Source organism: Caecibacter sp. AF58-12pH5A, from assembly GCF_027681725.1.
GTDB classification, from domain to species: Bacteria; Bacillota; Negativicutes; order Veillonellales; family Megasphaeraceae; genus Megasphaera; species Megasphaera hominis.
On sequence record NZ_JAQDBC010000003.1, the window covers coordinates 14973 to 39763 of the forward strand.

A 24791-nucleotide genomic window follows, 5' to 3' on the forward strand; every position below is an offset into this window, starting at 1 on the left:
TACCGGAATTTTTTATTTTAGGGAGGTCTGATTATGAAAAAATCCTCTAATCTGACTGCCACATACCCGACACTACCGGAATTGACCTTCCGCGGCATGTTCCTAGGCATGCTGATCACGGTCATTTTTACGGCATCCAACGTGTATCTGGGTCTGAAAGTCGGTTTGACGTTCTCCTCGTCCATTCCGGCCGCAGTCATCTCAATGGCCATCCTGCGTATGTTCAAGAATTCCAATATTTTGGAAAATAACATGGTTCAAACGCAGGCTTCCGCTGCTGGCACCTTGTCAGCCATTATCTTTATTCTGCCAGGTTTGCTCATGATCGGGTACTGGCAGGGATTTCCGTTCTGGCAAACCCTGCTCTTATGTGCCTGTGGCGGTTCTTTAGGCGTACTGTTTACGATTCCCTTACGCCGGGCAATGGTCGTCAACAGCGACCTGCCGTACCCTGAAGGCCGGGCAGCTGCAGAAATCTTAAAAGTCGGCAGCGAAATTCGTAAAGAAGAAGCAGAAGGCGAAGATACGTCCAAAAAGGAAACGGGCATGAAAGACATCGTTTTTGGTACAGTCCTGGCCGGTATTTTCAGCTTTTGCTCCAACGGCCTGCACATCGCTTCGTCTGAAGTCAGCCACTGGATTCATATCGGCAAAGCCGTTACCCAGATTCCGATGGGCTTTTCCATGGCTCTTCTCGGTGCCGGTTACCTCATCGGTATTACCAGCGGTATTGCCATCCTGTGTGGTACGCTCTTGGCCTGGGTCGTCTTTGTCCCCTACCTGACGTCGGTTATTTCCCCGGCTGATGGCCAGAGTGCCGCCGCCTTTGCGCATATGATCTGGGCACAAAAGGTTCGCTTTATCGGTGCCGGCTGTATCGGTATTGCCGCCATTTGGACACTGATCAAGCTGGCAAAACCGGTTGTCGATGGCATTAAAATGTCCATCGCCGCCATCCGTTCCAACGATACGGAAGAAAAACAGGCTCTCCACCATACGGATATTGATATGTCCCCGAAATCCGTCGGCATCGTTTTCCTGATCATCCTGGCCGGCCTGTTCGTTACGTTCTACACCTTTGTCAGCGCCGCTAACCTGCCCTTGTCGGTTACCATTACGTACATCGTCGTCGGCATTCTCGTCGCCGTACTCATGGGCTTCTTCGTAGCTGCAGCCTGTGGTTACATGGCCGGCTTAATCGGCACCTCGGCCAGCCCGATTTCCGGGATCGGTATCTTGGGCATCATCGTTTCGTCCCTGGTTGTCCTGGCTCTCAGCACGTCCTTTGGCGTCTTTTCTTTGCCCGGCGGCACTGAATTTGCCACAGCTCTGGCGATCTTCATCACCGCCGTTATCGTCAGCATCGCTGCTATTTCCAATGATAACCTGCAGGATTTAAAAACAGGCTATATCGTCGGTGCTACACCGTGGAAACAGCAGGTCGCTTTGATCCTCGGTTCCGTCATCGGTGCCTTTGCTATCGCACCGGTACTGAACCTCCTCTATCAGGCCTATGGTTTCACAGGCGCCCTGCCCCGCGCCGGCATGGATCCGTCTCAGGCACTGGCTGCCCCGCAGGCAACCTTGATGACAACCATCGCCCAGGGCATCTTCTCTTCCAGCCTGGACTGGAATTATATTCTCTTCGGTATCGGCATTGGCGTCGTCGTCATCATCATCGACGCCCTTCTTACGAGCCATACAACGGCTCTGGCCTTACCGCCTCTGGCTGTCGGCATGGGTATTTATCTGCCGCCAACACTGGAAATTCCCCTGGTTATCGGCTCTGTTATGGGCTGGCTCGTTCACCGTCATCTGCGTCAGCGTGCAGAACGCCGCAGCCCTGACCATGTAGAAGAAGACGTTGAAGCTTGTAATCATCGCGGCGTACTCCTCGCTTCCGGCCTGATCGTTGGCGAAAGCCTCGTCGGCGTTATCATCGCTTTGATCATCGTCGTTTCCGTTACTTCCGGCGGCAGCGAAAACCCGCTGGCTTTGGTCGGTAAAGACTTCGAATCCATCGCCGACGTGATTGGTCTCCTGGCCTTCGTCGGCACGATGTTCCTCTTTATCCGTCACATTATCATTACGAAGTTTACACCGGAAAAATAGGAACTCAGATAAATAAAAATGAGTGGAAGATTAAAATTTCATTAAAAATCACCAAAACAGGCACTAAATTAAAGGATTTAGTGCCTGTTTTTCTTGTATAATTATGTGTTTACTCCAGCCAAAAAATTTTAACCGCCAGGAAAAAGGTATCCTGCCGCATGACAGCCAGCCTGAATCCTAAGCGAAACGACAACTGGCTGCACAATATTTTGTCCTATAGTGAAAGCAAGCGGCAATATTCTTTCCCTATAGGCAGCAGAAAGGAGAACCTGTCGCCACTACCTGAGATGCGGAAGGCCAGGTTCTCCTGGCGGGGCAAAAACACGCTCCCCATGAGACTCAGGCAGCCGGGACTCCGCCCATTACGCCGCCGTATCTATGCCTGTGCACCCGCAGCACGTGCGTTTCAGACAGGCTGCCTGCCTTACGGCATGCCTGAATGATAGTCCTGCTGGCAGAGGCGTACACGTATCTTCCCTGCCGTAAGATCGTGCTAAACTACAAACACCTCCAGAACCAGGTTCTGGAGGTGTTTGTGCTTATAAATGCAAGAGTATATATCAATCGGCCTTGCGGCTCATGATATCTTCTTTTATGCTATTTTGCATCGTAGGCGTGAGCCATGCGTACATAGCCTTCGTACCGTTCTTTTGCATCTTCTTCGGTCTTTTCGAAGAGGGCTTCTGCCGTATCCGGGAAGGTCCGTTTCAGCGAAGAGTACCGTGTTTCGCCCATGAGGAATTCACGGAAGTTAGCCTTCGGTTCCTTCGAATCGAGGATAAACGGATTCTTACCCTGTTTCTTCAGATCCGGATTATATCTCCACAGATGCCAGTACCCGCATTCTACGGCACGTTTTTCTTCGAGCATGCTCTGGCCCTGACCAATCTTCAGGCCATGGTTGATGCACGGTGCATAGCCGATGATCAAGGACGGGCCGTTGTATGCTTCGGCTTCTTTCAGGGCTTTCATGAACTGGTTCTTATCGGCGCCCATAGCAACCTGAGCAACATAGACGTAACCATAGGTAGCTTCCATCATGCCCAAATCCTTCTTCTTCGTCTTCTTACCGGAAGCGGCGAACTTGGCAACAGCAGCCGTCGGCGTAGCTTTAGAGGACTGACCGCCCGTATTGGAGTATACTTCTGTATCGAATACGAGGACGTTGACGTCTTCGCCCTGAGCCAGGACGTGATCCAAACCGCCATAGCCGATATCGTAAGCCCAGCCGTCGCCGCCGAAGATCCACTGGCTGCGTTTAACGAGGAACTTCTTCAGGTTATAAACCTGTTCCAGTTCCGGTTTGCCGGCTTTTTCTGCTTCTAACAGAGCAATGATGGTATCCGAACGTTCGCGGGAGCCGTCGCCTTCCATCTTATGTTCTTTCCAGTCTTTGAAAGCTTCCTGGAGTTTCGGGCTGGCGACATCCATAGCGTCGTCAATGTATTTTTCGAGGAGGTTGCGTTCTGCTTTTTCAGCCAGGAACATACCGAAGCCATATTCTGCATTGTCTTCGAAGAGGGATGTAGACCAAGCCGGGCCGTGACCCTGACTGTTCTTCGTGTAACCGCAGTCCGGTGCACTGCCGCCCCAAACACTGGAGCAACCATGCGCATTGGCTACCATCATGCGATCGCCAAAGAGCTGCGTAACGACTTTACAATACGGTGTTTCAGCACAACCTGCGCAAGCGCCGGAGAATTCAAGCAGCGGCTGTTCGAACTGGCTGCCAATAACCGTGTTCTTGTCCATGGGGTTCTTCTTGGCCGGCAGGGCAATGACATAATCCCAGAGAGCTGCTTTGTATTCTTCGTCGTCGAACGGCGTCATAGTCAGAGCTTCTTTTGGGCAGACATGTGTACAGCTGCCGCAGCCCAGGCAGTCCATGACGGAAACGACGATATTGAACTTATAGCCAGGTGCCGCTTTGATTTCTTTATCCTGATAGCCTTCCGGTGCAGCGGCGGCTTCAGCTTCTGTCATCAGGAACGGACGGATAGCTGCATGCGGACATACGAAGGAGCACTGGTTACAACCGATACATTTTTCAGCATCCCAGCTCGGTACGAACATGGCAACGCCACGTTTTTCTTCTGCACACGTACCGGTCGGCCAACGGCCATCTTCAAATCCATTGTATGCACTAACCGGCAGGTCATCGCCTTCCAGGGCATTGACAGGAATAGCAAAATCTCTAAAGAACTGCGTATGGTGCGAAAGATCAACCGGTTCATCCTGTGCATCTGCCCAGGCAGCGGGAACGTCGATTTTAACGATAGCTTCGAGGCCCTTATCGATGGCGGCATTGTTCATGTCGACGATCTTCTGGCCTTTCTTGCCATAGGAATGTACGACCGATTCTTTCAGTTTATCAATAGCCAGATCAAGAGGAATAACTTCGGACAGTTTGAAGAAGGCCGACTGCATGATCATATTGATACGGCCGCCGAGGCCCAGATCCTGTGCAATACCGACGGCGTCGATAATATAGAAATCTACGTCGTTTTGGGCAATCGAGCGTTTTAAGCGGGCCGGTAATTTAGCATCCAGTTCTTCCGGTTTCCAAACCGTATTCAGAAGGAATGTACCACCCTTCTTAATACCGCGCAGGAGATCGAAGCCATGGACGTAGGACTGACGATGGCAGGCGATGAAATCAGCGCTGTTGATCAGATACGGCATCTTGATCGGCGTGTTGCCAAAACGCAGGTGGGATACAGTAACGCCGCCGGACTTCTTGGAGTCATAGGCAAAGTATGCCTGGGCATACATATCGGTATTATCGCCGATAATCTTGATAGCGCTCTTATTGGCACCTACTGTACCATCAGAACCGAAGCCCCAGAATTTGCAGGCTTTCAGGCCTTCGCCGCCCGTTTCGATACCCGGTACACGCGGCAGGGATTTATACGTAACATCATCGACAATACTGAGAGTAACGTCATTTTTCGGTTTATCTGCTTTCAGGTTTTCAAAGGCAGCTACGACGTCGCCCGGCAGGAATTCCTTCGAAGCAATACCATAACGGCCATGATATACCTTCGGTGCGTTATCGGCACAGGCATAGGTAGCGGCTACACTATGATAGAGCGGTTCGCCATTGGCGCCGGTTTCTTTCGTGCGGTCCAAAACGGCAATCTTCTTGACTGTCTTCGGCAGGGCGGCAATGAAATGTTTTTCCGACCACGGACGGAACATGTGAACATTGATACAGCCGACCTTTTCGCCCTTAGAAACGAGCAGCTTGACTGTTTCTTCAATGGTCTGTGCGCCCGAACCCATGGCTACGAGAACGTATTCAGCATCAGGAGCGCCGGTATAGTTAAACAAGTGGTATTCGCGGCCTGTAATTTCACTGATCTTCTTCATGTAGTCTTCGGCTACATCCGGTACACGGTCATAGAATTTATTCAGCGATTCACGATGCTGCATGAAGGTTTCAGCCGGTTCGCAGAAGGAAATAGCTTCCGGATTATCCGGATTCATGCCGCGGTCGCGGAAGGCCTGAACGGCATCCATGTCGAGCATTGGCCGCAGTTCATCATAAGGAATGACTTCAATCTTCTGAATTTCATGCGATGTACGGAAACCATCAAAGAAGTTCAGAATAGGAATGCGGCAGGAAATAGCTGTGGCATGAACAACAGCAGACAGGTCCATGACTTCCTGGACACTGGCTTCAGACATCATGCTGATGCCCGTACCACGCATGGCCATAGCGTCGTCATGACCGGCAAAAATGGTATACCCGTTCGTAGCAACCGTACGGGAAGCAACCTGGAATACGCCCGGCAGTAATTCGCTGGAAATTTTGAACATGTTCGAAAGCATGATCATCATGCCTTGCGACGATGTGAAGGTCGTCGTCAGGGCACCGGCGTTCAAGGCACCGTGCATCGCACCGGCAGCACCTTTTTCAGACTGCATTTCCTGTACCTGTACGGTCGTGCCAAACAGGTTTTTCCGTCCGTGTGCAGCCCATTCATCTACGTGTTCAGCCATTGGCGACGACGGGGTAATCGGGAAGATAGAAGCAATTTCCGTAAAAGCATACGATATGTACGCAGCCGCTTCGTTCCCATCCATTGTTTTAAAAACTTTTTCTGACATAATCAATTCACCTCTCCTGTAATTTATAAGCGTTTGAGCATACTATATGTACCACTCATTGATACTTTTATTGTATGCTAAAGATTATTTTTTCACAAGGAGTTTTAAATCATTTTGTTAAATATTATTTCTAATGTAAATTTAATAAAGGCGACAAAAGCCTTATATATCGCTTTTGTCGCCTATTTATAAACTGGCACTTTATTATGTACCAGTTTAGTACCACCGTCTTAAATAGTATACTTTTATTGTACATTATATCTTATTTTCACAATATTTCCCTGATTGGAATTTAGCGCCGCTCCCGCTGAAAGATTCTTTCTGTCAGCCAGGTCCACAACCAAGGCAGTCCCATAGCCAGCCAGCGCAGGCCTTTATTTCTTGCCGTCAGCTGCCAGCCTGCCAGGCCCAGGACCAGGCCGCCAACGATATCACTGACATAGTGAATGCCGCATACGATACGGGAGAAGCCAATGAGCAGGCTCCAGAGGATCAGGAACAGGCCGGCCAGTTTGGAACGATAAAATACAGCCAGACCGGCAGCAAAGGCATTCATCGTATGATTGCTGGGAAAAGAAGCATTGTCCTTATGGGCTACATACTGCCGGATATCCCTATGGGCTGCAAAGGGGCGCGGCCGCCGCCAAATACGGGCGATGACATAGGACATAAGGGAACTGCACAGGACAGAAAAGAGCGCCTCCAATAAAGACCGGCGGCGCTGTCGCTGCCCTTCTGCCCGGCCGGGCCGGAACCACTGGACTATACCATAGATGATATAGACCCAAAAACCGCCCCGGGCCAGCCAAATAGAACCAGTGCGCAGGCAGGAAGGTGCGCACAGGCTCTGTATTTTTTTACTGAGCCAATAATCCATACGCACTCCTTACGGCTGTATGAGCCGCTGCAAATCGGGAAAGATAGAAAGACTGCGTGCCAGAATGCCGTGCACGTAGGCAATAAAGATGCCGTAATTGGTAATGGCTACGCCCTGCCGGCTGGCCCGTTCCATACGGCTCTGTATTTCCCGTTCATTGAGCATGCAGCCACCACAATGGATGACCAAGACATAGGGCGTCAAATCCATGGGAAAATCGCGGCCCGATGACGTTTCCAGCACTAGGTCCCGGCCGGTAAATTCCGTTAGCCAGTGCGGGATTTTTACAGTACCGATATCTTCACACTGGCGGTGATGGGTGCAGCCTTCGGAAATAAGGACGCGGTCACCATCGCGCAGATTCTTCAAGGCAGCTACGCCCTGGACAGCCGTTGCCAAAAAGCCCTTATGACGTGCCATGAGAATAGAAAAGGACGTGAGCGGCACGCTCTCCGGCGTGTCGGCCGCTACGCGTTTAAAGGCCTGGCTGTCCGTTATGACCATTTTCGGCGGCCGGCCCAGCTTTTGCAGTGTCTCCTTAAGACCCGTCTCCTTAACGACGATGGCTGTACCATCGGCATCAAGGATATCCCGGATGGTCTGCTGTTGCGGCAGGATGAGCCGTCCCTTCGGAGCTGCCGAATCGACAGGCACGACGAGGACAAAGAAATCGCCCGGTTGTACCATATCGGCTACGATAGGCGCCGCCTCGGTGTCAGGCTTCAGGCGGGCCAGGCGTTCCTTGAGCTCTCCTATGCCCGTGCCGTGCAGGGCACTGACGTATATGACTGTATCCGGTACGGTTTCCGGTACAGCCGTAAGATCGCTCTTATTATAGACGAGCAAATACGGTACCTTCTTTTCGCCAATGAGCTGCAAAATATCACGGTCACTCTGCTGCAGCCCTTCTGTGGCATCGACGACCAAGACGGCAATATCTGTCTTGCCCAGGACCTGCCGTGTCCGTTCCACGCGCAGTTCCCCTAAAGCTCCCGTATCATCAATGCCCGGCGTGTCAATAATCATGACCGGCCCTAAGGGCAATAATTCCATAGCCTTATAGACGGGATCTGTCGTCGTTCCTTTCGTGTCCGAAACGATGGCCAGATTCTGGCCCGTAACAGCATTGACGACGCTGGACTTACCGGCATTACGGCGGCCAAAAAAGCCGATATGCACCCGTTCCCCTGATGGTGTATCATTCATCCCCATATCTATATACCCTCATTTCTCTATATACCCTATCGGTTAACAAATACGCGGCAGCAATTCACCACCTGGTGGCGGTAAAATCGTTTCGGCACCGATTTCCGTACGGATGGTGACCCGTTCGGCGTGCTCTGCTGTTACCGTGCCAATAATCGCTGCATTACCGGAATACGGTCCTTGCCGCAAGGCTGTGACAATGGCGTCCGCCTGTGCCTGCGGTGCAAAGACGACGAGCCGTCCTTCACAGGCCAGGTAGAGCGGTTCCAATCCCAGCATACCACAAACGCCACTGACAGCCGGTGCCACAGGAATAGCGGCACGGTCCAGGCGGATGCCAACGTGACTTTGGGCGGCAATTTCGTAAAGGACCGTACCGACACCGCCACGTGTCGCATCACGAATGACGTGGATATCCTGTGTGACGCCGAGCATGGATTTTACGGTGCCCCACAAAGGAGCGCAGTCACTGGTCACGTCGGCATCGATGCCGAACTGCTCGCGGCTCAGAAGGACGGTGCAGCCGTGGCGGCCAATATCGCCGGTCACGATGACGGCGTCGCCGGGCTTCGCTTCTGTGCCCGACAGGCGGACACCGGGCAGACGGCGGCCAATACCCGTCGTCGTAATAAAGAGGCGGTCTACCTGGCCCTTGCCGGCGACCTTCGTGTCACCGGCCACAATGCGCACGCCGGCTTCGGCCGCCGTTTTTTCCATAGCTGCGGCGTACCGTTCCAGGTCACTCATAGGCAGGCCTTCTTCAATGACAAACGCGCAGGCCAGATAAAGTGGCTGTGCCCCCATGCAGGACAGGTCATTGACGGTACCGCAAATACTCAATTTGCCGATGTTGCCACCGGGAAAATCAGACGGCGAAACGATGAAGCCATCGGTCGTAAAGGCCAGATCCTGGCCGCCCAGGGATAGAATAGCCGCATCATCGCCCGTAAATTCCGGGTTGGCAAAATGGGCCTTAAAGACCGAGTCAATCAGCTCGGCCGTCTGTTTACCGCCAGCTCCATGGGCCAGTGTAATGACATCACTCATAATGTAAGACCTCCATACTGATAATAGGCCGAGCAGGCCCCTTCACGGGATACCATGCAGGCGCCGACAGGGTGCTCAGGCGTACAAACCTTGCCGAAGAGCGGGCACTGCGGCGGCCGGCAATCACCGCGCAAAATATCGCCGCAGCGGCAGGCCGGATTACTGCGGCCGTCCATAGGCGGCACGGCAAATTTCACACGCGCATCGTACGCGGCAAACTCCGGCCGCAGGGTAAGCCCCGATTGGGGAATCACGCCGAGACCGCGCCATTCTGTATCGCACGCTTCCATGACCTGAGAGAGGAGCTTCTGGCCGCTCACGCTGCCCTCTGCCGTGACGACCCGGGGATAGCAGTTTTTGAAGAAGGGCTTGCCCTTAGGAAATTCTGTCAGAACGACGGCTAAGGCCGTCAGGAGTTCCCGCGCTGTAAAGCCCGTAACGACACCGGAAATACCGTCAGCCTTTAATTTCTCGCAAATCTCCGTGCCCATAATAGCCTGGACATGCCCCGGATACAAGAAGGCATCGGCACTATCCTTCAGGGCTTCATAGGCCTGGGGCATGGTCTTATTGGCCGTAAGCAGGCTGAAATTCGTCAACGCTTCAGCCTGTGCCTGCAAAACAGCCAGGCAGGCACCGGGCGTTGTCGTTTCAAAGCCAACCGACAAAAAGACGACTTCCTTATCTCTATGCGCTGCCGCATATGTTACGGCATCGAGCTGGGAATAGACGACCTGAACAGCCGCACCGCGGCTGCGGGCATCGGCCAGGCTTTGCGCCGACCCGGGCACGCGGATGAGATCGCCAAAGGTGCAAATAACAGCCCCTTTTTCTAAGGCCAAATAGATAGCTTCATCAATAAATCCGGGCGGCGTAACGCAGACCGGGCAGCCCGGGCCGGAAATAAGATCGACTGCCGGTGGCAGCAGCTGGCGGATGCCATAGCGGAAAATTTCGTGCGTATGGGTGCCGCAGACTTCCATGATTCTGATTTTTGGCCCGGCATAGGACGTAACGATATGGCGGGCCAGATCCTTTTTTTCTATAGCCATTAGAGCAAATCCTCCAAAATTTCGTCGCTTTCGTCTTCATCACTGGCCGTAATCTTGGCAATAGCTACGCCGGCGTGGACCATGACGTAATCTCCCGGATCCAGTTCATCCAGGAGAGAAGCTGAAACCTCCCGTTTGGCGCCTGATGCATCGACCAGGGCCATGCCCTTTTTAACCGCTACGACTCGTGCCGGTAAACCTACACACATAGTGATTCCTCCTTTAAGAAAATTCCGTTAGCCCTGTGCCTGCAAGGAAGCCGCTGCGTACACGGCCTGTCCCAAGACGAGGCCGCCGTCGTTGGCCGGCACGAGCTGATGCCGGAGTACGGAAAAGCCCGCCTGTTGCAGTTTTCTTTCACAAAGGGCCAGAAACAGACGATTTTGAAATACACCGCCGCTTACGGCAACGGTTTCTATATGGCTTTGCTGCCGCGCAGCCACGCAGGCTGCCGCACAAAGCGCTGCCAGGCGGTCATGAAAGAGCCAGGCCAGGTAGTCCGGGTCTTCATGAGCCAGCCGTTTTTTCAGGATCAGTTGAAAGAGCCTGTCTGACGGGATGTACGGTCCGGACCAGGCCGGTAATACGTCTGTGCCTGCCGGATTTGCCTTCTGCTGCCAACGGCGGGCTGCAAATTCCAGGCGCATAGCCGCCTCGCCTTCAAAGGTCGAAGCCCGGCAAAAGCCCAGGATAGCACTGACGGCATCGAAGAGGCGGCCCGTACTGGTAGAGCGGACACCATTCAGGTGCCGTTCGTACATAAAGCGCTGGGCTGCAAATTCTTGGTCCGTACATAAGCCTAAGGCCTGCACAATGGCTCCGGCTGCAGCAGGCTGGCAGGTCTGGATCAGAGCTGCAGCAATACGCCAGCCCTCGCGGGCTGCGGCATCACCGCCGTACTGGTCATAGGGCGTAAGGGACGTAACGCGCTGAAAGCTCCTATAATCAGCAATCAGTACTTCGCCTCCCCAGATTGAGCCATCCGTACCGTAACCGGTACCATCGCAAATGAGACCGATGGCCGGGCCGGGCACGTTATGTTCAGCCAGGCAGGCTAAGAGGTGGGCGTAATGATGCTGGACCGGTACGACTGGCAGGCCCAGGCTCTTCGCCAGGCGCGTCGTTTCGTAACGGGGATGGAGATCACAGGCTACGACCTGCGGTTTCGTTTCTAGCAGCCCTTCCATCCGTACCAGGCTTTCCCTTAAGGCCTCTTGCGTACGGATATCGGCCATATCGCCAATGTGGGGCGACAAGTAAAAGAGGCCGTCTTTCCCCAGACAAAAGGTATTCTTCAGTTCACCGCCTATGCCCAGGACGTGGCCCTTCATGCCTTCGAGCAGGTACGGCAACGGGGCATAGCCACGAGAGCGGCGGATCATATAGGGTGCGTCCTGATAAAACATCATAACCGAGTCATCAGCGCGCAGGCGGATATCCCGGTTATGGCTGAGAATCACATCACACATACCGGTCAGGGCCAGAATATCTTCATCTGTACGGCATAAGGGTGCGCCGGACGGGTTGGCACTGGTCATGACCAACGTTTGCGGAAAGTCCCGGCCATCGGGATAAGAAAAAAGCAGCAGATGCAAGGGCGTATAGGGCAGCATGACTCCCAAACAGGGATTATCCGGTGCTACCAAAGAGCTCACGGCCTGCCCCGGCCGTTTTTCCAAGAGGACAATAGGCTTTTGATGGCCGTCCAGAACGGTTTCTTCTGCCGTCGTCGTGACACAGTTCCGTCGCACTGTACTGAGATCCTTCATCATGACGGCAAAGGGCTTTACAGGCCGGTGTTTCAGTGCGCGCAGGCGGCCGACGGCGTCTTCGTTTGCAGCATCACAGCAGAAATGAAAACCGCCAATCCCCTTGATAGCCGCCAGGCCGCCGGCAGCAATGACGCGGCGCGTTTCTTTAATGGCTTCATGGCGCCGCTCGGGCCGGCCTAAGAGATAGACTTCAGGCCCGCAGTCGTTGCAGCACACGGGCTGGGCGTCGTAGCGACGCGTTTCGGCATGCGTATATTCTGCGTAGCACGCCGGGCACATGGGAAATTTCCCCATACTCGTCCGTTCCCTGTCATAAGGCATACCGTCCAGAATCGTCAGGCGCGGGCCGCAGGCCGTACAATTAATAAACGGATGAAGATAGCGGCGGTTCGCAGGATCAAAGAGTTCCTGCTTGCAGGCATCGCAAATAGCAATATCCGGCGAAACGAAGGTTTCGCCTGCCTCTTTGATACTTTCGATAATCTGGAAATCCTCATAGGGCGGCTGCGCTTCCTGATTCACGTCGATTTTCAGGATAGACGAGCGGGGCGGCGCTTCCTTAGACAGAGCCTGACAAAACGCTTGACACGCAGCCCCGTCACCTTGCACCTGTATTTCCACATACGAGCCTTTATTGCAGACAGACCCGCACAGACGAAAGCGCCGGGCCAGGCGGCTGACGAAAGGACGGAAACCGACGCCCTGGACGATACCGTAGACGCGAATAACCCACGTATCAGTCATAGACACAGCACCTCCCGGAAACGGCAAAGTGGGGCAGGTCAAAGAAGCTGCCGTGGAAATGGGGCAAGGCCCGCCGCAGAAATTCATCTGCTATGATAATATCAAAATGATCGTTATCGGCCAACTGAATAAAGTCATCTTCTTCCTTCAGGTGGCAGTCTCCGTCTTGAGCCAAATCAGCCTGTAAGAGGAACCACGTAGCAACCGTTACATCGGCCCCTTTGAGGTGACGGCGCACTTCATTCGCCAGGACCTGCTGATGGACAATGAGAATCCGTTTGCCCGTCACATCGTGCGGCAGCTTCTCTACGTTCGGCAAGACCGGATAGGCCACCTCATAGGGCGTGCCAAAGGCTTCCTCCAGATAGCGTGCCGCAGCCAGGCCCGCTGGGGCCAGGACGAGATTTTTTTCTGCCGCGCCGGCTGTTTCATAATCCGTCAGTCCGTGCGTACCAAAAATACGTACATCCTGCCAGCCTGTGTGCCGCAAGAATTCCTGTAAAAAGGTATACTCCGTACAGCCCGTATCGAGGGGCAGGGCTCCCAGGACGTTCAGGCGTCCTCTTTGCCGGGCCTGCTCTTTTCTAGCAAAGCGGCGGCAAAGTCCTTCATAGGCCATAGAAGCACCTGTATCATAGCGTTCTGTCCCCTTTGTTTCTATCGTGACGACAGGCAGGGACAAGCGCTTTTCTGCCAACCGCCGCAGGGCCTGATAATCCGTAGCAATGACGGCCGGCACAGGCGTGCCGATAATGGCTGCAAAAGGGGCCTCAATTTGTGCCGCTGCAGCGCACAGTTTATCTACCAGCCGGTCGTCGCGGCCGAGGATGGCGTCCATGTCACGCAGACCTGCGCTAAAGGCGGCACTAGGGGCACCGGTAAACCAGCGGGGCTCATCAAAGCCGCAAATGTTGCCGGCACAGCCGCCGGCGTCACACACGACGACGAGACCGCCCAAGCCGTACAGAACCGCTGCCGCACCGGACTGATCCGGCGCAAAAGGAGAAATATATTTCCATAACCCTCTCATGAAGACCTCCCGCTCAAGGCACGATCCAATGCTGAAAATAAAGCCCGTGTACCGGCGTAGCCAAAGGGCTGTACATCTTCATCCCAGGTAACGTGGGCACTGTGCGGATGATACCACGCCGCATCAGCGCCCAGGGTCAGATCGACAGCCCCTGTACTGCGGTCATAATAGAGCATAGAAGGACCTAAATTACAATAGATTTTCGTTTCCGGTACGAGTGCGGCCAGGGCCTTGATCCAGACGAAGTCCTGGGGCGTAACGTTCCCGTATATTTCCTTGACAGTCAGGCCTGCCCGGGCCAGGGTCAGGGCCAGCTCAAAGGCATTGCCGTTAAGCATTTCCCCTACCGCTACAGTCGTACCGTGCCAGCGCCCGCCTACGCGGCGTACGAGGTCTTCTGTCGCTTCCCGTTCTGCCCGGTCGTCGATAGTACCGCCCAAGGCCTGCGCCAGGGCCTGATACTGGCGACTGAGCCGGTCTGTCTCGTAAATACGGGTCAGTTCGATACTGGGAATGTGCAGATTTTTTTCGAAATCCTGTGCCGCCAGGCGGGCTTCCGGGTGCAGGACGAGATTAAAATTAGCCCGCGACAGCTGATGATAGTCTTCCATGGTCCGGCAGCGTCCAATTTCCCGCACGGTCTGAATGCCGAGCTGCTGCAAATACCCGTAGAGCTCGCAGTCATCCTGGAGGGGCGAGAAAAAGCCCAGAAGATTGGCTTCCCGCCGGTGACGCGGCTGGGGCTTTAAGAGAGAATAGACCATCTGCCGCACAGCCACCATAGGCGGCCGCCGGCCTTCCCGCGTCAGGGCATACATATAGCACGGTACGACCGGCAAGTGGACCCGGGCCTCCGCTTTACGGCAAACCCGTTCCATGTCTGTCCCTAAGAGAGCATCGACGCAGGTCAAACACAAGACGACAGCACTCGGTGCCTGGGGCAGCACGTCGAGGATCTCCTCAACGGCCCGGGGAATCTTATATAAATGCCGGCCTGTGACAATATCCGTTTCATCCAGTACATAGAAAAAGAAGCGATCTCCATAGCCGCCTTCGGCACTGAGGATAGTCGTATTACGGCCGCAGCAGCCTGGGCCGATGAGCAGCATGACCGAGCCGGGGATCGAAAGGCCGGCCCGTTTGACGCCAAAGCCACGGGCACCTGGCGAATTAAAGGCCAGTGCTGCCGGTGAATTATAAATGAGCTGCGTAGAAGAAAGCAATTCTGCCGGAATCTGGTCGCGTCCCCGTGCAGCCAGGGCGGCTGCAGAAATTGAGTAGGCCTGTTGTTTCGTCATCATATGCCAGTTCCTTTCCAAAAAAATTATTTCTCCTGCACCGGTAAGGGCGGGTAAATAGTCTTCGTGCTTACAGCCGGCAGCTGGCCGATCTTGCCGGCCAGGGTACTGATAATATCCTGAGGAGCGTCAATGATGATGCTGATGACCGATACGTGCCGTTCCTTGCAGGGAATCCCCATACGGCCGACAATATATTCACCATATTCATGTAATAGTGCATTGATCTGCGCCGTTGCTGTCCGGTCGCTGACAATAATACCTATCAAGGCCATTCTGGTTCCCATTCACGTATCCTCCCTATAAAAAAGACCTCTGGCATAACCGCACAGAGGTCTGTTGAAGCCGCATGTACGCCCGCCTTACCTGCGCAGTATTCACTTTGCAGAAAAAACGCTATGGCTTTTTTCCCGTTTGCCGTCAGACAGGTCTTTCGGCGCACGGGTACGGCCTTATTATAGCATAAATACAATCTTCGTGATACGGGCGGCCGGAAAAGTAATGGCCGGCTCTAGCCAGCAACGGGATACTCATGCTATGATAGGAATAGGAGATGATAGGTATGATTTGCAAAAAATGTGGCACCGAACTGCGCGACGGCGTGCGTATGTGCCCCATCTGCGGTACGCAGCAGGTCCAAGCTCCTACGCCTACACCGGGCACGGTAAATGACCCTAAAATATTCTCTAAAACGCGGGTCATCAGCTTTCTCATCGTACTCTGCTTTATCGTCCTTGGTTTATGGAAGGCCTTCGGCACCTGAAGACACGTCACAGAACGTGTCTTTTTTCTTAGGCTTCCGGGCCTGATAAAAAAACCGTATTGCCAGCCGGCAATACGGTTTTTTCTGTATGTACAGTCTATCTTAGTAGGACGTCTTGCTCGTGTTCGTCCAAATACCCATCTTTTCTGCTTCTTTAATGAGTTCTTCACGGAATTCCGGAGCGGCAATGTTGATCAGTGCTTCTGCACGCTGCCACGTAGACTTGCCCTTGAGGAGCGCTACGCCATATTCCGTAACGATGTAATGAACAGCCGAACGCGGTGTCGTAACGACAGAACCCGGCGTCAAGGTCGGACGAATGAGGGATTCCTTCGTACCATCTTTCAGGGTCCGTGTAGAATGTACGCAAATGAAGCCTTTACCGCCGCGGGAGAGGTATGCACCCTGGGCAAAGTCAAGAGCACCACCGGTACCGCTGATGTGACGGTAGCCTGCCGATTCAGCGCAGACCTGGCCGTAAAGGTCGAGGTTGATGCAGCTGTTGATGGAAACGAATTTATCGATGCTGGCTACGACGTTAATGTTGTTAACGTAATTAACCGGAGCATTGAAGACGATCTGGTTGTCATCAATGAAATCATACAGGCGCTGTGTACCGCCGGCAAAGGTGTAGATGATCTTGCCCTTATCGCGGTTTTTGTTGCCTGTAATCTTACCGGCTTCGTACAGTTCTACATACGGATCGACGAGCATTTCCGTATGGCCGCTCAAATCCTGAATATCCGATTCAGCCAGTTTATGACCGATGGCTGCAGGCAGGCCGCCGATGCCGAGCTGTAACGTACTGCCGTTTTCAATCATGGGCACGACAAAATCAGCGATTTTTTCATCGACCGGTGTAGCCGGCTTATTGGGAATAATCGGCATGGGATGGTTAGAACCTTCGACGATGTAATCTACATCGGCAATGTTCAATTCCGTTTCATAGCCCAGGGCCTTCGGCATATTTTTATTGACTTCAACGATAACCTTTTTAGACGCCCGCAGAACACCGCGTAAATCGGCTACCTGAGGACCTAAGTTGAAGTTGCCCCATTTATCCATTTCATGAACCTGGAGAATGGCTACATCAATATCTTCCCAGTATTTCGGCAGTTCATTGAAGAGGAGCGGCATAAACCAGCAGCGGCCGGCTTTATTCATTTTGCGGTCGAAGGCATTGAAATGGCCGGACATGAAGCGGACCTGGTCATTCGATTCCGTTTCCGTAAAGGTGAAATAATCTTCGTTCTTTACGATGGTTGCATTGACGATTTCAATCCCCTTCAGGCCATCGTTGTTAATGTGGTCAGCCAAGGCCTTATCCGTATCATACGGTGCAGAACAGCCCAGGCCATAGGATACGCGGTCACCGCTTTTGACAACAGCTGCCGCTTGTGCCGGTGTAACCAGTTTCTTCTGATATTCTTCTGCGATTTGTGAAAGTTTGTACATGCTCTTTCGTTGCCTCCTAAAGTAGTTTTATCGTGCTGACAAAACACAGCCGTTCATTCCTTTCCTGCCGGCCGTAGTCTGAACACGGTCGGCGGCCTGGCAGGAAGGCATGAAGCAAATAGTGAATATAAAATAGATATGTTACCTTTTTTATTATACTTAAATTGTGAAAAACAAGTCAAGATAAAACGCTTTATCTGGCAGTATTGTTCTCTATATCCTGTAATAGTGCCTATTTTTTAAGTACTATAATTCACATTATTTCTTGTCAATGGCCTGCTCGATGGTCTTCAAATCGTCGAGATCCACTTCTTTTAAGAGGGCCCGGAACTGTTTCAGCTGCTCTTCTACTTCCGGTGCCAGCTTGGGGAAGGACGGTTTGATGTAGCGCAGTGTATCGAGGACAATCTGGGCTACGACGTAACGCGTATACCATTTGTCATCAGCCGGTACGATATACCACGGTGCGTATTTGGTCGAAGTCGCCCCCAGGACTTCGCCATATATTTTTTGATAGCGGTCCCAGTATTTGCGTTCGTTAATATCAGCCATGGAGAACTTCCAATTTTTCTGCTTCGTGACGATCCGGTCGATGAGGCGTTTTTTCTGTTCATCCTTCGATACGTGCAGAAAGATCTTGATAAAGAGGAAACCATTTTCCGTCAAATACCGTTCCCAATCGCAAATCTGGCGATAGCGCTGGTCCCAAATATCATGGCTGATCAATTTTTTAGGCATGCCTTCGCTCTTAATGATATCATGAATTTGCGTAACGATGACGTCTTCATAATGGGAACGGTTGAAAATGGCAATTTCTCCGCGCCCCGGCAAGGCTTTATTGACACGCCACAGATAATCATGATCCTTTTCTTCAATACTCGGCTGTTTAAAACTGTGCACGTGTACGCCGGCAGGATTCATACTCGTAAAAACGTGCTTTACCGTGCCGTCTTTGCCGGCTGCATCCATGGCCTGCAGGACGACGACGATACCATAGTGATTATCAGCGCACAGCTTTTCCTGCCAATCGTTCATTTCTGCCAGCATCTTGGGCATTTCTTCATTCTTGACCTTCTTTTTGTCCAGTTGCTCCACATCGCAGCCTGTAGGAAACTTGGCCAGATCAATTTTTTCTCCCTCTTTTACGCGGTAGCGCGACGTATTCATACCAATCCCTCCTAGCAAATAAAAGTATTCTACAAATAGTTCCACCTCTATTATAGCAAATCCGTAATAGAAAATCCTAAAAAAAAGACTATGACCGGGAAATATCCCCGGCATAGTCTTTTATGCTATAAGGCTGTAGGTTTTATTCAGCGTGGAACTTATCTGTATTGGCTTTAAAGTGCTGATACAGGCTGACCGTATCTGTCTGCAAGGCCAGATACTGAACGCCTCTCTTCTTCCAGGCAATAGCCGATTCGATGCTGTCTACATAAAGGCCGATAGCAACGCCCTGTTCCTTACCCATAGCCAGAATCTTGTCGATCTGTTCGAGAACCTTCGGATGTTCCGTTTGTCCCGGAACGCCTAAGGATGCCGAAAGGTCATATGGCCCAATGAAAACGACGTCTGTGCCTTTTACTTTCAGGATTTCCGGCAGGTTATTGACGCCGTCCTGGCCTTCAACCTGAAGAACGACGATCGTCTTGGCATTGGATTCGCCAAAGAACTGGTCACTCGTCATGCGGCCATATTCACCAGCCTGGACAAAACGGTTGCAGCCCCGTTCGCCTTCCGGTGTAAATTTAGCGCCGTTAATCGCTTTCTGTGCTTCTGCAGCCGAACCGATTTCAGGAATTTCTACGCCGTCAGCGCCGCAATCGAGTACTTTGCCGATGAGCGTCGTATCGTTGGCATTGACGCGGAAAATAGCAGCCGTGCCGGCTAAGGCAGCAGCACGGGCTAAGTCAGCTGCATCTTCCACAGCAATTTCACCGTGTTCCCCATCGAGAATGACGAAATCATACCCGGCCATACCTGCGATCTGGCCAATAGCAGGGTTGTTCAATTCGATGAACGTACCGAGTACGGCTTCCCCATTTTGAATTTTTTCTTTAAACTTATTCATTCCAACCACTCCTTTTGAACTTTCTAACTAAAGATTATCATAACACTTTTTCATCATACGTAAAACGCAACTAAAATACCAATTTATCATACATGACAATCTTGCTATCTAAATAAAGTATACAAGTAGTACGATCCCTTTACACACGGCTGTTATTCCCTAGCAGTGCGGGCTACCGGACACTTTTACTTAATGTATTTACGAACAAATTTCTAGCATAATCTATTGTAGTTATGCTATAATTAAAAAAAATAGCAGAAAGACCTGAGGTCATTATGTCGGAACTAAAACTTACACCCATCAAACCAAGAGAAAACAGCAGAGAGTATGTCTTTCGCATGATGTACAGCAACATCATGTCCTTCCAGCTGGAACCGGGCACCAGCATTTCGGAACAAGACATTTCTTCACAGCTCCATATCAGTCGTACGCCTGTACGCGATGCTTTCGTCCGCTTGGCCCAGCTGCAGCTGCTGGACATTGTGCCCCAGCGCAAGACGACCGTATCCCGCATCCGCACAGAGCAAATCGATGACTCGTGCTTTATGCGCCAGGCCATTGAATGCATCATCATCCAGCAGGCCTGCAAGAATTTTCCCAAGACCCATTTAAAGCGGTTGGAAAACAATCTGGTCCGCCAGGAAAAAGCCGTCCTGGCCGTCGATAACAGTGCCCTCTTTAAGCTGGACGAAGCGCTGCATAAGACGATTTTTGAAGGCTGCCACCGGGCCCGCATTTGGGATTATTTGACGACGACCGATCCGAACTATTTGCGCACACGCGTCTTGATCACCCTTTCGGGAACGACACAAATGGAAATCGTCTATCAGCAGCACAGCCAGATTGTCGACGCCATCCGCAGACAAGACGCTGCCAATATCGTCGAGTTAATGTCCCAGCACATTGTCCGCGTCCTGCCCCTCGTCGAATCACTTAAAAAAATGTATCCTCATTATTTCGTATAAGCTGCTCAAACCTCCGCCTGCGCGGAGGTTTTCTTATGACCAAATCAGATGTATCCTCTGTATATCATACCGATTTGACAACATACCCTATATGTTGCCGCTGCAGTCGTTGACATACTCCCTGAGCTACTCCTATAATTTACAGTATAATTGGAATGCTAGGATACTATAGGAGGCGTAATAATTATGACCTGGAGAAGTGCTTCATTTATTGGCGACCCTGATAAGGGTGCCTTAGCCCGTGGTTTATACCGTTCTATGGGGTACAATGACGATAATTTTAAAAAACCCTTTATTGCCATTGTCAATACGTGGAATGATATCTGCCCTGGCCAGTATAACCTGAAACGCGTCGCTGAATACGTACGTGCCGGCATTGAAGAAAACGGCGGTACACCCTGTGAATTCGGCACCATTGGCGGCTGTGACGGCATCGCCCAAGGCCACGATGGCATGCATTACATTCTGCCGTCCCGTGAAATCATTACGGCCAGCATTGAAATCATGGTACAGGCCCATATGCTGGATGGCATGGTTCTTTTGGGCTCGTGCGACAAAATCGTACCGGCCATTCTCATGGCTGCAGCCCGCCTTAACCTGCCGGCTATCGTCGTAAACGGCGGCCCCATGTACCCGGGAAAACACAACGGGGAAGACATTGACGTCAATGAAACGGCCGTATATGCCGGTAAATTCCGTTCGGGAAAATGCAGCCGTGAAGAATTTGAAGAAGTAGAACGGGCTGCCTGTCCGACGCCGGGTTCGTGCCAGATGATCGGCACAGCCAACACCATGAGCTGCCTCGCCGAAGGCCTGGGCATGTCCCTTACGGGTTCTGCCATGATTCCGACGGTCGATAAGAAACGCATGGATGTAGCCCGTCAATCAGGCCGCCGCATTGTCGATCTGGTAAAAGAAGGGTTGCGCCCGCGCGATATCATTACACGGGAATCCATCGAAAACGCCGTACGCTTAGGCATGGCAATCGGCGGTTCGACGAACCTGATCATGCACATTCTGGCCATTGCTCATGAAGCCAAGGTGCCCTTTACCATCGATGACTATGAACAATTGAGCCGCTCTACACCGCAGATTGCCCGCCTCATGACGGCCAGCAAGTACGATATGGTAGATTTCTACGAAGCCGGCGCCGTGCCTGCCGTCATGCATGAAATTTTACCGCTCTTACATGGCAATGTCATGACCGTAACGGGAAAGACGATGGCAGAAAACCTGAAGGATGCCCGCATCCTGAGACCGGAAGTCATTCATCCCATTAGCGATCCCATTCGTCCCGACGGCGGTCTGGCCATTATCAAGGGCAATTTAGCACCGCTTTCCGGCGTTTGCAAACCTGCTGCTATTCCTTTGGAACATCATGTCTTCGAAGGACCTGCCAAGGTATATGATTGTGAAGAAGACCTGACGCAGGCCATTTATGATAATAAAATTGAAAAAGGCGATATTATCGTCGTCCGTTACGAAGGACCTAAAGGCGGTCCGGGCATGCGGGAAATGTTCACACCCTTAGAACTGCTCTTGGGCTACGGCTTGGCCGAAGACGTATTCCTGATTACAGACGGCCGCTTCTCCGGCTCGAATAAGGGCGGCTTCGTCGGTCACATTTCGCCGGAAGCAGCTGAAGGCGGTCCCTTAGCTATCGTCAAAAATGGCGACAAGATCCGCATCGATATTCCTAAGCGCCGCTTGGATCTCCTCGTGCCGCAAGAAGAAATCGACGCACGGCTTAAAGCCTGGACGGCACCGGAACCGAAGATCAAAGACGGCTATCTTTCCATCTATTCCCGTCTGGTCAAATCGGCCCATTATGGTGCTATCATCGAATAAGCACAAAGAAGCAAATAAAAAAAAAGACTGTGTGGCCTTTCGGTCACACAGTCTTTTTCATTAGCGAAGTTCTTTCCAGTCCTTTACGTAAGGGCCTGCCGGTTTACGTTCGTCAACCAGTCCTACCAGATAATCAATAGACGTTTCATAGAAACGTGCTAAAATAGCCAGCCTAGCAATCGAAATTTTTCGTTTTTCTGATTCATACAAACTGTAAGCAACCTGTGTGCAATGCAGCATGTCTGCAATCTCCTGCTGGGAACGTCTGGCTTCATACCGTAATTCTCTCAGTCTGCCGTATTCTTGCATAGGTCATCTCTCCTGTCATGGTGCAAAACCTGAGACGTAGTATATAAAATGCAGCTGCAGAAGCATCTGCGTTATATATCATTACTAAATATTTTTTCTACAACCATTATACCACGTTATACACCAAAATATATTGTTTATTGTGGAAAAATTTGTAATAATTACTATTTAATATAATGCACTATTAGATAATAGTTAAAAGTAATTATTTATTAAAAAATGTTATCCATTATCGTGCCAAAACCGCTGTATATAGGCAAGGAGCTCTGGCTGCACGTGTACATTGCCTGCACAAATATCGTCATTACCTACAATAGCAGGACGTTCTCCTACGTAATTAGTCACCCGGCCCTGGGCTTCTTCTACTAAAAGAATGCCCGCTGCCATATCCCAGGGCTTCAGATTTCGTTCAAAATAGCAGTCATAGCGTCCGGCTGCTACATAGGCCAAATCGAGACACGCGCTCCCCGAACGCCGGATGTCCAGACTGTGGCGGAATATTTCCTGCCAAAGGGCAAAGTTAGTCGCCGTATATTCCCGTTCATACGGTGAAGTACCGACAGCGACCAAGGAATCTTCCAATGAAGCCGTTTCTGTCACCTGAATTTTCCGGCCATTCAAAAAAGCTCCCTGACCGCGGACGGCCTGAAATAGTTCCTTGGTAAAAGGGTTATAAATGACACTGCTCATAATCTGCCTGTTTTCATAATAGGCCAGACTGACAGCAGAAAGGCCCAAATGGCGGATAAAGTTCTGCGTTCCGTCAATAGGGTCAAGAATCCAATACCGTCCCTCTATTTGGGGCTGCCCGTTTTTCTGTTCTTCTGCCAGCAGTACGACAGACGGATCTAATTCATGCAGATCCCGGCGCAGCTGTTCTTGTACGGCTACATCCATCTGGGTCACAAAATTAGCGCGTCCCTTCGCTGTAATCTCCAGCGCCTGCGTAGTGTCTGTCAGCAGCGCCCCGGCCCGTTGTACAAGGGCAGCCATTTCCTTTTCGTACATCAGCCTTTCTCCTTTTCTGCCTGTACCCGGACGGCTTCGATTTCCGCCAGGGACCAGCCTGTGGCCTGAGAAATGAGCTCCCTTTCGGCATGCAGCTGCAAGAGGTTGCCAATAATACGTTCAGCTTCATCCCGCGCACCTTCCTGCCAGCCTTCACTCCAGCCGGACTGCCAGGTACTCAACGGATCAGCAGATGCTTCAAAAACTTCATTCTTGTGTTCAAGCCGTTGCAATATCTGCAGTTCTTCTTCTGAGAACGCTGCATCATCATGCATGTAAACTGCCTCCTTTTATTCCATTTATAGCGTATTCCTTATTATCTCAAGGAATGGGTCAAGAGTAAATAGACAGTCTGTTATACGGGCCATTTTTTAGTAAATTTGTAATAATAAAGGAATAATTCCTGCCTCCTGAAGCCCTTCCAAACATTCCAAAATGCCTACAGCCCAGATGAACCAGAGGACATCAAAGGCAGCATGCCGGAACACTTTCGGGCTTACGGCGTAGGTTTTCGGTTCGTGATACAGGCGGAAATCCGGGAAAAAGCGGGGTACTTCCTGCACATAGGCAGTATAAGCAGAACCAAAATGACGCTGCAGCTTAGCTTCTTCCGAACGAATAATAAACGGGTAGACAATCATAAATACTACTAATAGGATACCTGTCAGGACGAGAGATTCTGTACATAGGCCAACGCCTATGCATCCCAAAAAGCTAAAGAAGTACAGGGGATTGCGGCAAACAGAATACGGCCCTTCCCGGACGAGGACAGAGTCCTTGTAGCCGGCAATATACTGGGCACACCACATACGGCCTACGGTTGCCACGCCTACGAGAATACAGCCGAGCATAAACAGAACTCCCGCAGCATAGGGAGCCGTCGTTTCCAATACTTTAGAAGAAAAAATAAAGAGCAAAATAAAGGCCAGGCCAAAGACCTGGGAAATACGTGTCCTATACCATGTCAAAAAATGCAGCATCATACATTCCTCCCTGAAGCCATCTGAGCGTAATATTGTTTACTATGTCCGTAGTATAGCAGGAGATAATAAATAAAATACCTGCCACACTTAAAGGAAAGATAAATAAGTATAAAGAAATTCTACTTTTTTTCATCTTTCCTC

21 protein-coding genes are annotated in these 24791 nt (G+C 51.5%); 4 read left to right on the forward strand and 17 right to left on the reverse strand.

All coding sequences use genetic code 11. From position 1 onward, the window contains the following. The first annotated feature begins 33 nt into the window (after positions 1–33). Complete coding sequence (locus PGX44_RS02350; RefSeq protein WP_498854104.1) at positions 34–2112, forward strand: OPT family oligopeptide transporter; 2079 nt, start codon at positions 34–36, stop codon at positions 2110–2112. Positions 2113–2709: 597 nt separating this feature from the next. Here PGX44_RS02350 and nifJ read toward each other — a convergent pair. The 10 genes from nifJ to PGX44_RS02400 form a co-directional block, all read right to left on the reverse strand. Beyond that, positions 2710–6222 (reverse strand): pyruvate:ferredoxin (flavodoxin) oxidoreductase, encoded by a 3513-nt coding sequence (gene nifJ / locus PGX44_RS02355; protein WP_498854105.1) that lies wholly within the window; start codon positions 6220–6222, stop codon positions 2710–2712. 292 nt (positions 6223–6514) lie between these two features. Then, entirely contained in the window at positions 6515–7099 is a 585-nt protein-coding gene (locus PGX44_RS02360) for a phosphatase PAP2 family protein (RefSeq protein ID WP_498854106.1), read from the reverse strand. Positions 7100–7108: 9 nt separating this feature from the next. Beyond that, positions 7109–8311, reverse strand: a complete 1203-nt coding sequence (hydF, locus tag PGX44_RS02365) for a [FeFe] hydrogenase H-cluster maturation GTPase HydF (RefSeq protein ID WP_498854107.1) — start codon at positions 8309–8311, stop codon at positions 7109–7111. A gap of 36 nt (positions 8312–8347) precedes the next feature. Further along, complete coding sequence (hypE, locus tag PGX44_RS02370; protein ID WP_186503934.1) at positions 8348–9352, reverse strand: hydrogenase expression/formation protein HypE; 1005 nt, start codon at positions 9350–9352, stop codon at positions 8348–8350. Beyond that, positions 9349–10404, reverse strand: coding sequence for a hydrogenase formation protein HypD (gene hypD / locus PGX44_RS02375; protein WP_498854108.1), 1056 nt, complete (start codon positions 10402–10404; stop codon positions 9349–9351). The genes hypE and hypD overlap by 4 nt, the downstream gene beginning before the upstream one ends. Then, a complete protein-coding gene (locus PGX44_RS02380) occupies positions 10404–10613 on the reverse strand; it encodes a HypC/HybG/HupF family hydrogenase formation chaperone (protein ID WP_289001299.1) in 210 nt (69 codons plus the stop codon). Before PGX44_RS02380 ends, hypD begins: the two co-directional genes overlap by 1 nt. Before the next feature lie 27 nt (positions 10614–10640). Continuing rightward, positions 10641–12920 carry a carbamoyltransferase HypF gene (hypF, locus tag PGX44_RS02385; RefSeq protein ID WP_498854109.1) on the reverse strand — a complete coding sequence of 760 codons (2280 nt, stop codon included), beginning with the start codon at positions 12918–12920 and terminating at the stop codon, positions 10641–10643. Continuing rightward, a complete protein-coding gene (locus tag PGX44_RS02390; protein ID WP_498854110.1) occupies positions 12913–13950 on the reverse strand; it encodes a nitrogenase component 1 in 1038 nt (345 codons plus the stop codon). Before PGX44_RS02390 ends, hypF begins: the two co-directional genes overlap by 8 nt. Beyond that, complete coding sequence (locus tag PGX44_RS02395; protein ID WP_498854111.1) at positions 13947–15251, reverse strand: nitrogenase component 1; 1305 nt, start codon at positions 15249–15251, stop codon at positions 13947–13949. Before PGX44_RS02395 ends, PGX44_RS02390 begins: the two co-directional genes overlap by 4 nt. Positions 15252–15274: 23 nt before the next feature. After that, positions 15275–15535, reverse strand: a complete 261-nt coding sequence (locus tag PGX44_RS02400) for a TM1266 family iron-only hydrogenase system putative regulator (RefSeq protein ID WP_186503925.1) — start codon at positions 15533–15535, stop codon at positions 15275–15277. 275 nt (positions 15536–15810) lie between these two features. Between PGX44_RS02400 and PGX44_RS02405 the strand changes: the two genes are divergently transcribed. Then, positions 15811–16011, forward strand: coding sequence for a zinc-ribbon domain-containing protein (locus tag PGX44_RS02405; RefSeq protein ID WP_186503924.1), 201 nt, complete (start codon positions 15811–15813; stop codon positions 16009–16011). Positions 16012–16113: 102 nt separating this feature from the next. Here PGX44_RS02405 and PGX44_RS02410 read toward each other — a convergent pair whose 3' ends face one another. The 3 genes from PGX44_RS02410 to PGX44_RS02420 form a co-directional block, all read right to left on the reverse strand. Next, positions 16114–17466 (reverse strand): acetyl-CoA hydrolase/transferase family protein, encoded by a 1353-nt coding sequence (locus PGX44_RS02410; RefSeq protein ID WP_186503923.1) that lies wholly within the window; start codon positions 17464–17466, stop codon positions 16114–16116. A 258-nt stretch (positions 17467–17724) separates the two neighbouring features. Further along, positions 17725–18633: a PPK2 family polyphosphate kinase gene (locus tag PGX44_RS02415; RefSeq protein ID WP_498854112.1), complete on the reverse strand. Its 909-nt coding sequence runs from the start codon at positions 18631–18633 to the stop codon at positions 17725–17727. 142 nt (positions 18634–18775) lie between these two features. Continuing rightward, positions 18776–19537, reverse strand: a complete 762-nt coding sequence (locus PGX44_RS02420) for an HpcH/HpaI aldolase family protein (protein ID WP_186503915.1) — start codon at positions 19535–19537, stop codon at positions 18776–18778. A 275-nt stretch (positions 19538–19812) separates the two neighbouring features. Here PGX44_RS02420 and PGX44_RS02425 point away from each other — a divergent pair, with 275 nt between their 5' ends. Beyond that, entirely contained in the window at positions 19813–20502 is a 690-nt protein-coding gene (locus PGX44_RS02425) for a GntR family transcriptional regulator (protein WP_186503914.1), read from the forward strand. 186 nt (positions 20503–20688) lie between these two features. Further along, positions 20689–22350: a dihydroxy-acid dehydratase gene (ilvD, locus tag PGX44_RS02430; protein ID WP_289001553.1), complete on the forward strand. Its 1662-nt coding sequence runs from the start codon at positions 20689–20691 to the stop codon at positions 22348–22350. A 60-nt stretch (positions 22351–22410) separates the two neighbouring features. Here the strand turns inward: ilvD and PGX44_RS02435 are convergent, their stop codons facing one another. From PGX44_RS02435 to PGX44_RS02450, 4 genes are all read right to left on the reverse strand, one after another. Beyond that, positions 22411–22659, reverse strand: a complete 249-nt coding sequence (locus tag PGX44_RS02435) for a helix-turn-helix domain-containing protein (protein ID WP_498854113.1) — start codon at positions 22657–22659, stop codon at positions 22411–22413. A gap of 222 nt (positions 22660–22881) precedes the next feature. After that, the gene (locus PGX44_RS02440; RefSeq protein ID WP_289001554.1) at positions 22882–23667 is read right to left on the reverse strand and encodes an inositol monophosphatase family protein; all 786 of its coding nucleotides are present in this window, start codon (positions 23665–23667) and stop codon (positions 22882–22884) included. After that, positions 23667–23942, reverse strand: a complete 276-nt coding sequence (locus PGX44_RS02445) for a hypothetical protein (RefSeq protein WP_498854114.1) — start codon at positions 23940–23942, stop codon at positions 23667–23669. The genes PGX44_RS02440 and PGX44_RS02445 overlap by 1 nt, the downstream gene beginning before the upstream one ends. Positions 23943–24038: 96 nt before the next feature. Then, positions 24039–24650: a methyltransferase family protein gene (locus PGX44_RS02450; RefSeq protein ID WP_498854115.1), complete on the reverse strand. Its 612-nt coding sequence runs from the start codon at positions 24648–24650 to the stop codon at positions 24039–24041. Positions 24651–24791: the final 141 nt, after the last annotated feature.

Bases quoted from the DNA above. Each gene is read 5' to 3' on its own strand.
- PGX44_RS02350 (WP_498854104.1), top strand. From the start codon at position 34: ATGAAAAAATCCTCTAATCTGACTGCCACATACCCGACACTACCGGAA.
- nifJ (WP_498854105.1), bottom strand. From the start codon at position 6,222: ATGTCAGAAAAAGTTTTTAAAACAATGGATGGGAACGAAGCGGCTGCG.
- PGX44_RS02360 (WP_498854106.1), bottom strand. From the start codon at position 7,099: ATGGATTATTGGCTCAGTAAAAAAATACAGAGCCTGTGCGCACCTTCC.
- hydF (WP_498854107.1), bottom strand. From the start codon at position 8,311: ATGGGGATGAATGATACACCATCAGGGGAACGGGTGCATATCGGCTTT.
- hypE (WP_186503934.1), bottom strand. From the start codon at position 9,352: ATGAGTGATGTCATTACACTGGCCCATGGAGCTGGCGGTAAACAGACG.
- hypD (WP_498854108.1), bottom strand. From the start codon at position 10,404: ATGGCTATAGAAAAAAAGGATCTGGCCCGCCATATCGTTACGTCCTAT.
- PGX44_RS02380 (WP_289001299.1), bottom strand. From the start codon at position 10,613: ATGTGTGTAGGTTTACCGGCACGAGTCGTAGCGGTTAAAAAGGGCATG.
- hypF (WP_498854109.1), bottom strand. From the start codon at position 12,920: ATGACTGATACGTGGGTTATTCGCGTCTACGGTATCGTCCAGGGCGTC.
- PGX44_RS02390 (WP_498854110.1), bottom strand. From the start codon at position 13,950: ATGAGAGGGTTATGGAAATATATTTCTCCTTTTGCGCCGGATCAGTCC.
- PGX44_RS02395 (WP_498854111.1), bottom strand. From the start codon at position 15,251: ATGATGACGAAACAACAGGCCTACTCAATTTCTGCAGCCGCCCTGGCT.
- PGX44_RS02400 (WP_186503925.1), bottom strand. From the start codon at position 15,535: ATGGGAACCAGAATGGCCTTGATAGGTATTATTGTCAGCGACCGGACA.
- PGX44_RS02405 (WP_186503924.1), top strand. From the start codon at position 15,811: ATGATTTGCAAAAAATGTGGCACCGAACTGCGCGACGGCGTGCGTATG.
- PGX44_RS02410 (WP_186503923.1), bottom strand. From the start codon at position 17,466: ATGTACAAACTTTCACAAATCGCAGAAGAATATCAGAAGAAACTGGTT.
- PGX44_RS02415 (WP_498854112.1), bottom strand. From the start codon at position 18,633: ATGAATACGTCGCGCTACCGCGTAAAAGAGGGAGAAAAAATTGATCTG.
- PGX44_RS02420 (WP_186503915.1), bottom strand. From the start codon at position 19,537: ATGAATAAGTTTAAAGAAAAAATTCAAAATGGGGAAGCCGTACTCGGT.
- PGX44_RS02425 (WP_186503914.1), top strand. From the start codon at position 19,813: ATGTCGGAACTAAAACTTACACCCATCAAACCAAGAGAAAACAGCAGA.
- ilvD (WP_289001553.1), top strand. From the start codon at position 20,689: ATGACCTGGAGAAGTGCTTCATTTATTGGCGACCCTGATAAGGGTGCC.
- PGX44_RS02435 (WP_498854113.1), bottom strand. From the start codon at position 22,659: ATGCAAGAATACGGCAGACTGAGAGAATTACGGTATGAAGCCAGACGT.
- PGX44_RS02440 (WP_289001554.1), bottom strand. From the start codon at position 23,667: ATGTACGAAAAGGAAATGGCTGCCCTTGTACAACGGGCCGGGGCGCTG.
- PGX44_RS02445 (WP_498854114.1), bottom strand. From the start codon at position 23,942: ATGCATGATGATGCAGCGTTCTCAGAAGAAGAACTGCAGATATTGCAA.
- PGX44_RS02450 (WP_498854115.1), bottom strand. From the start codon at position 24,650: ATGATGCTGCATTTTTTGACATGGTATAGGACACGTATTTCCCAGGTC.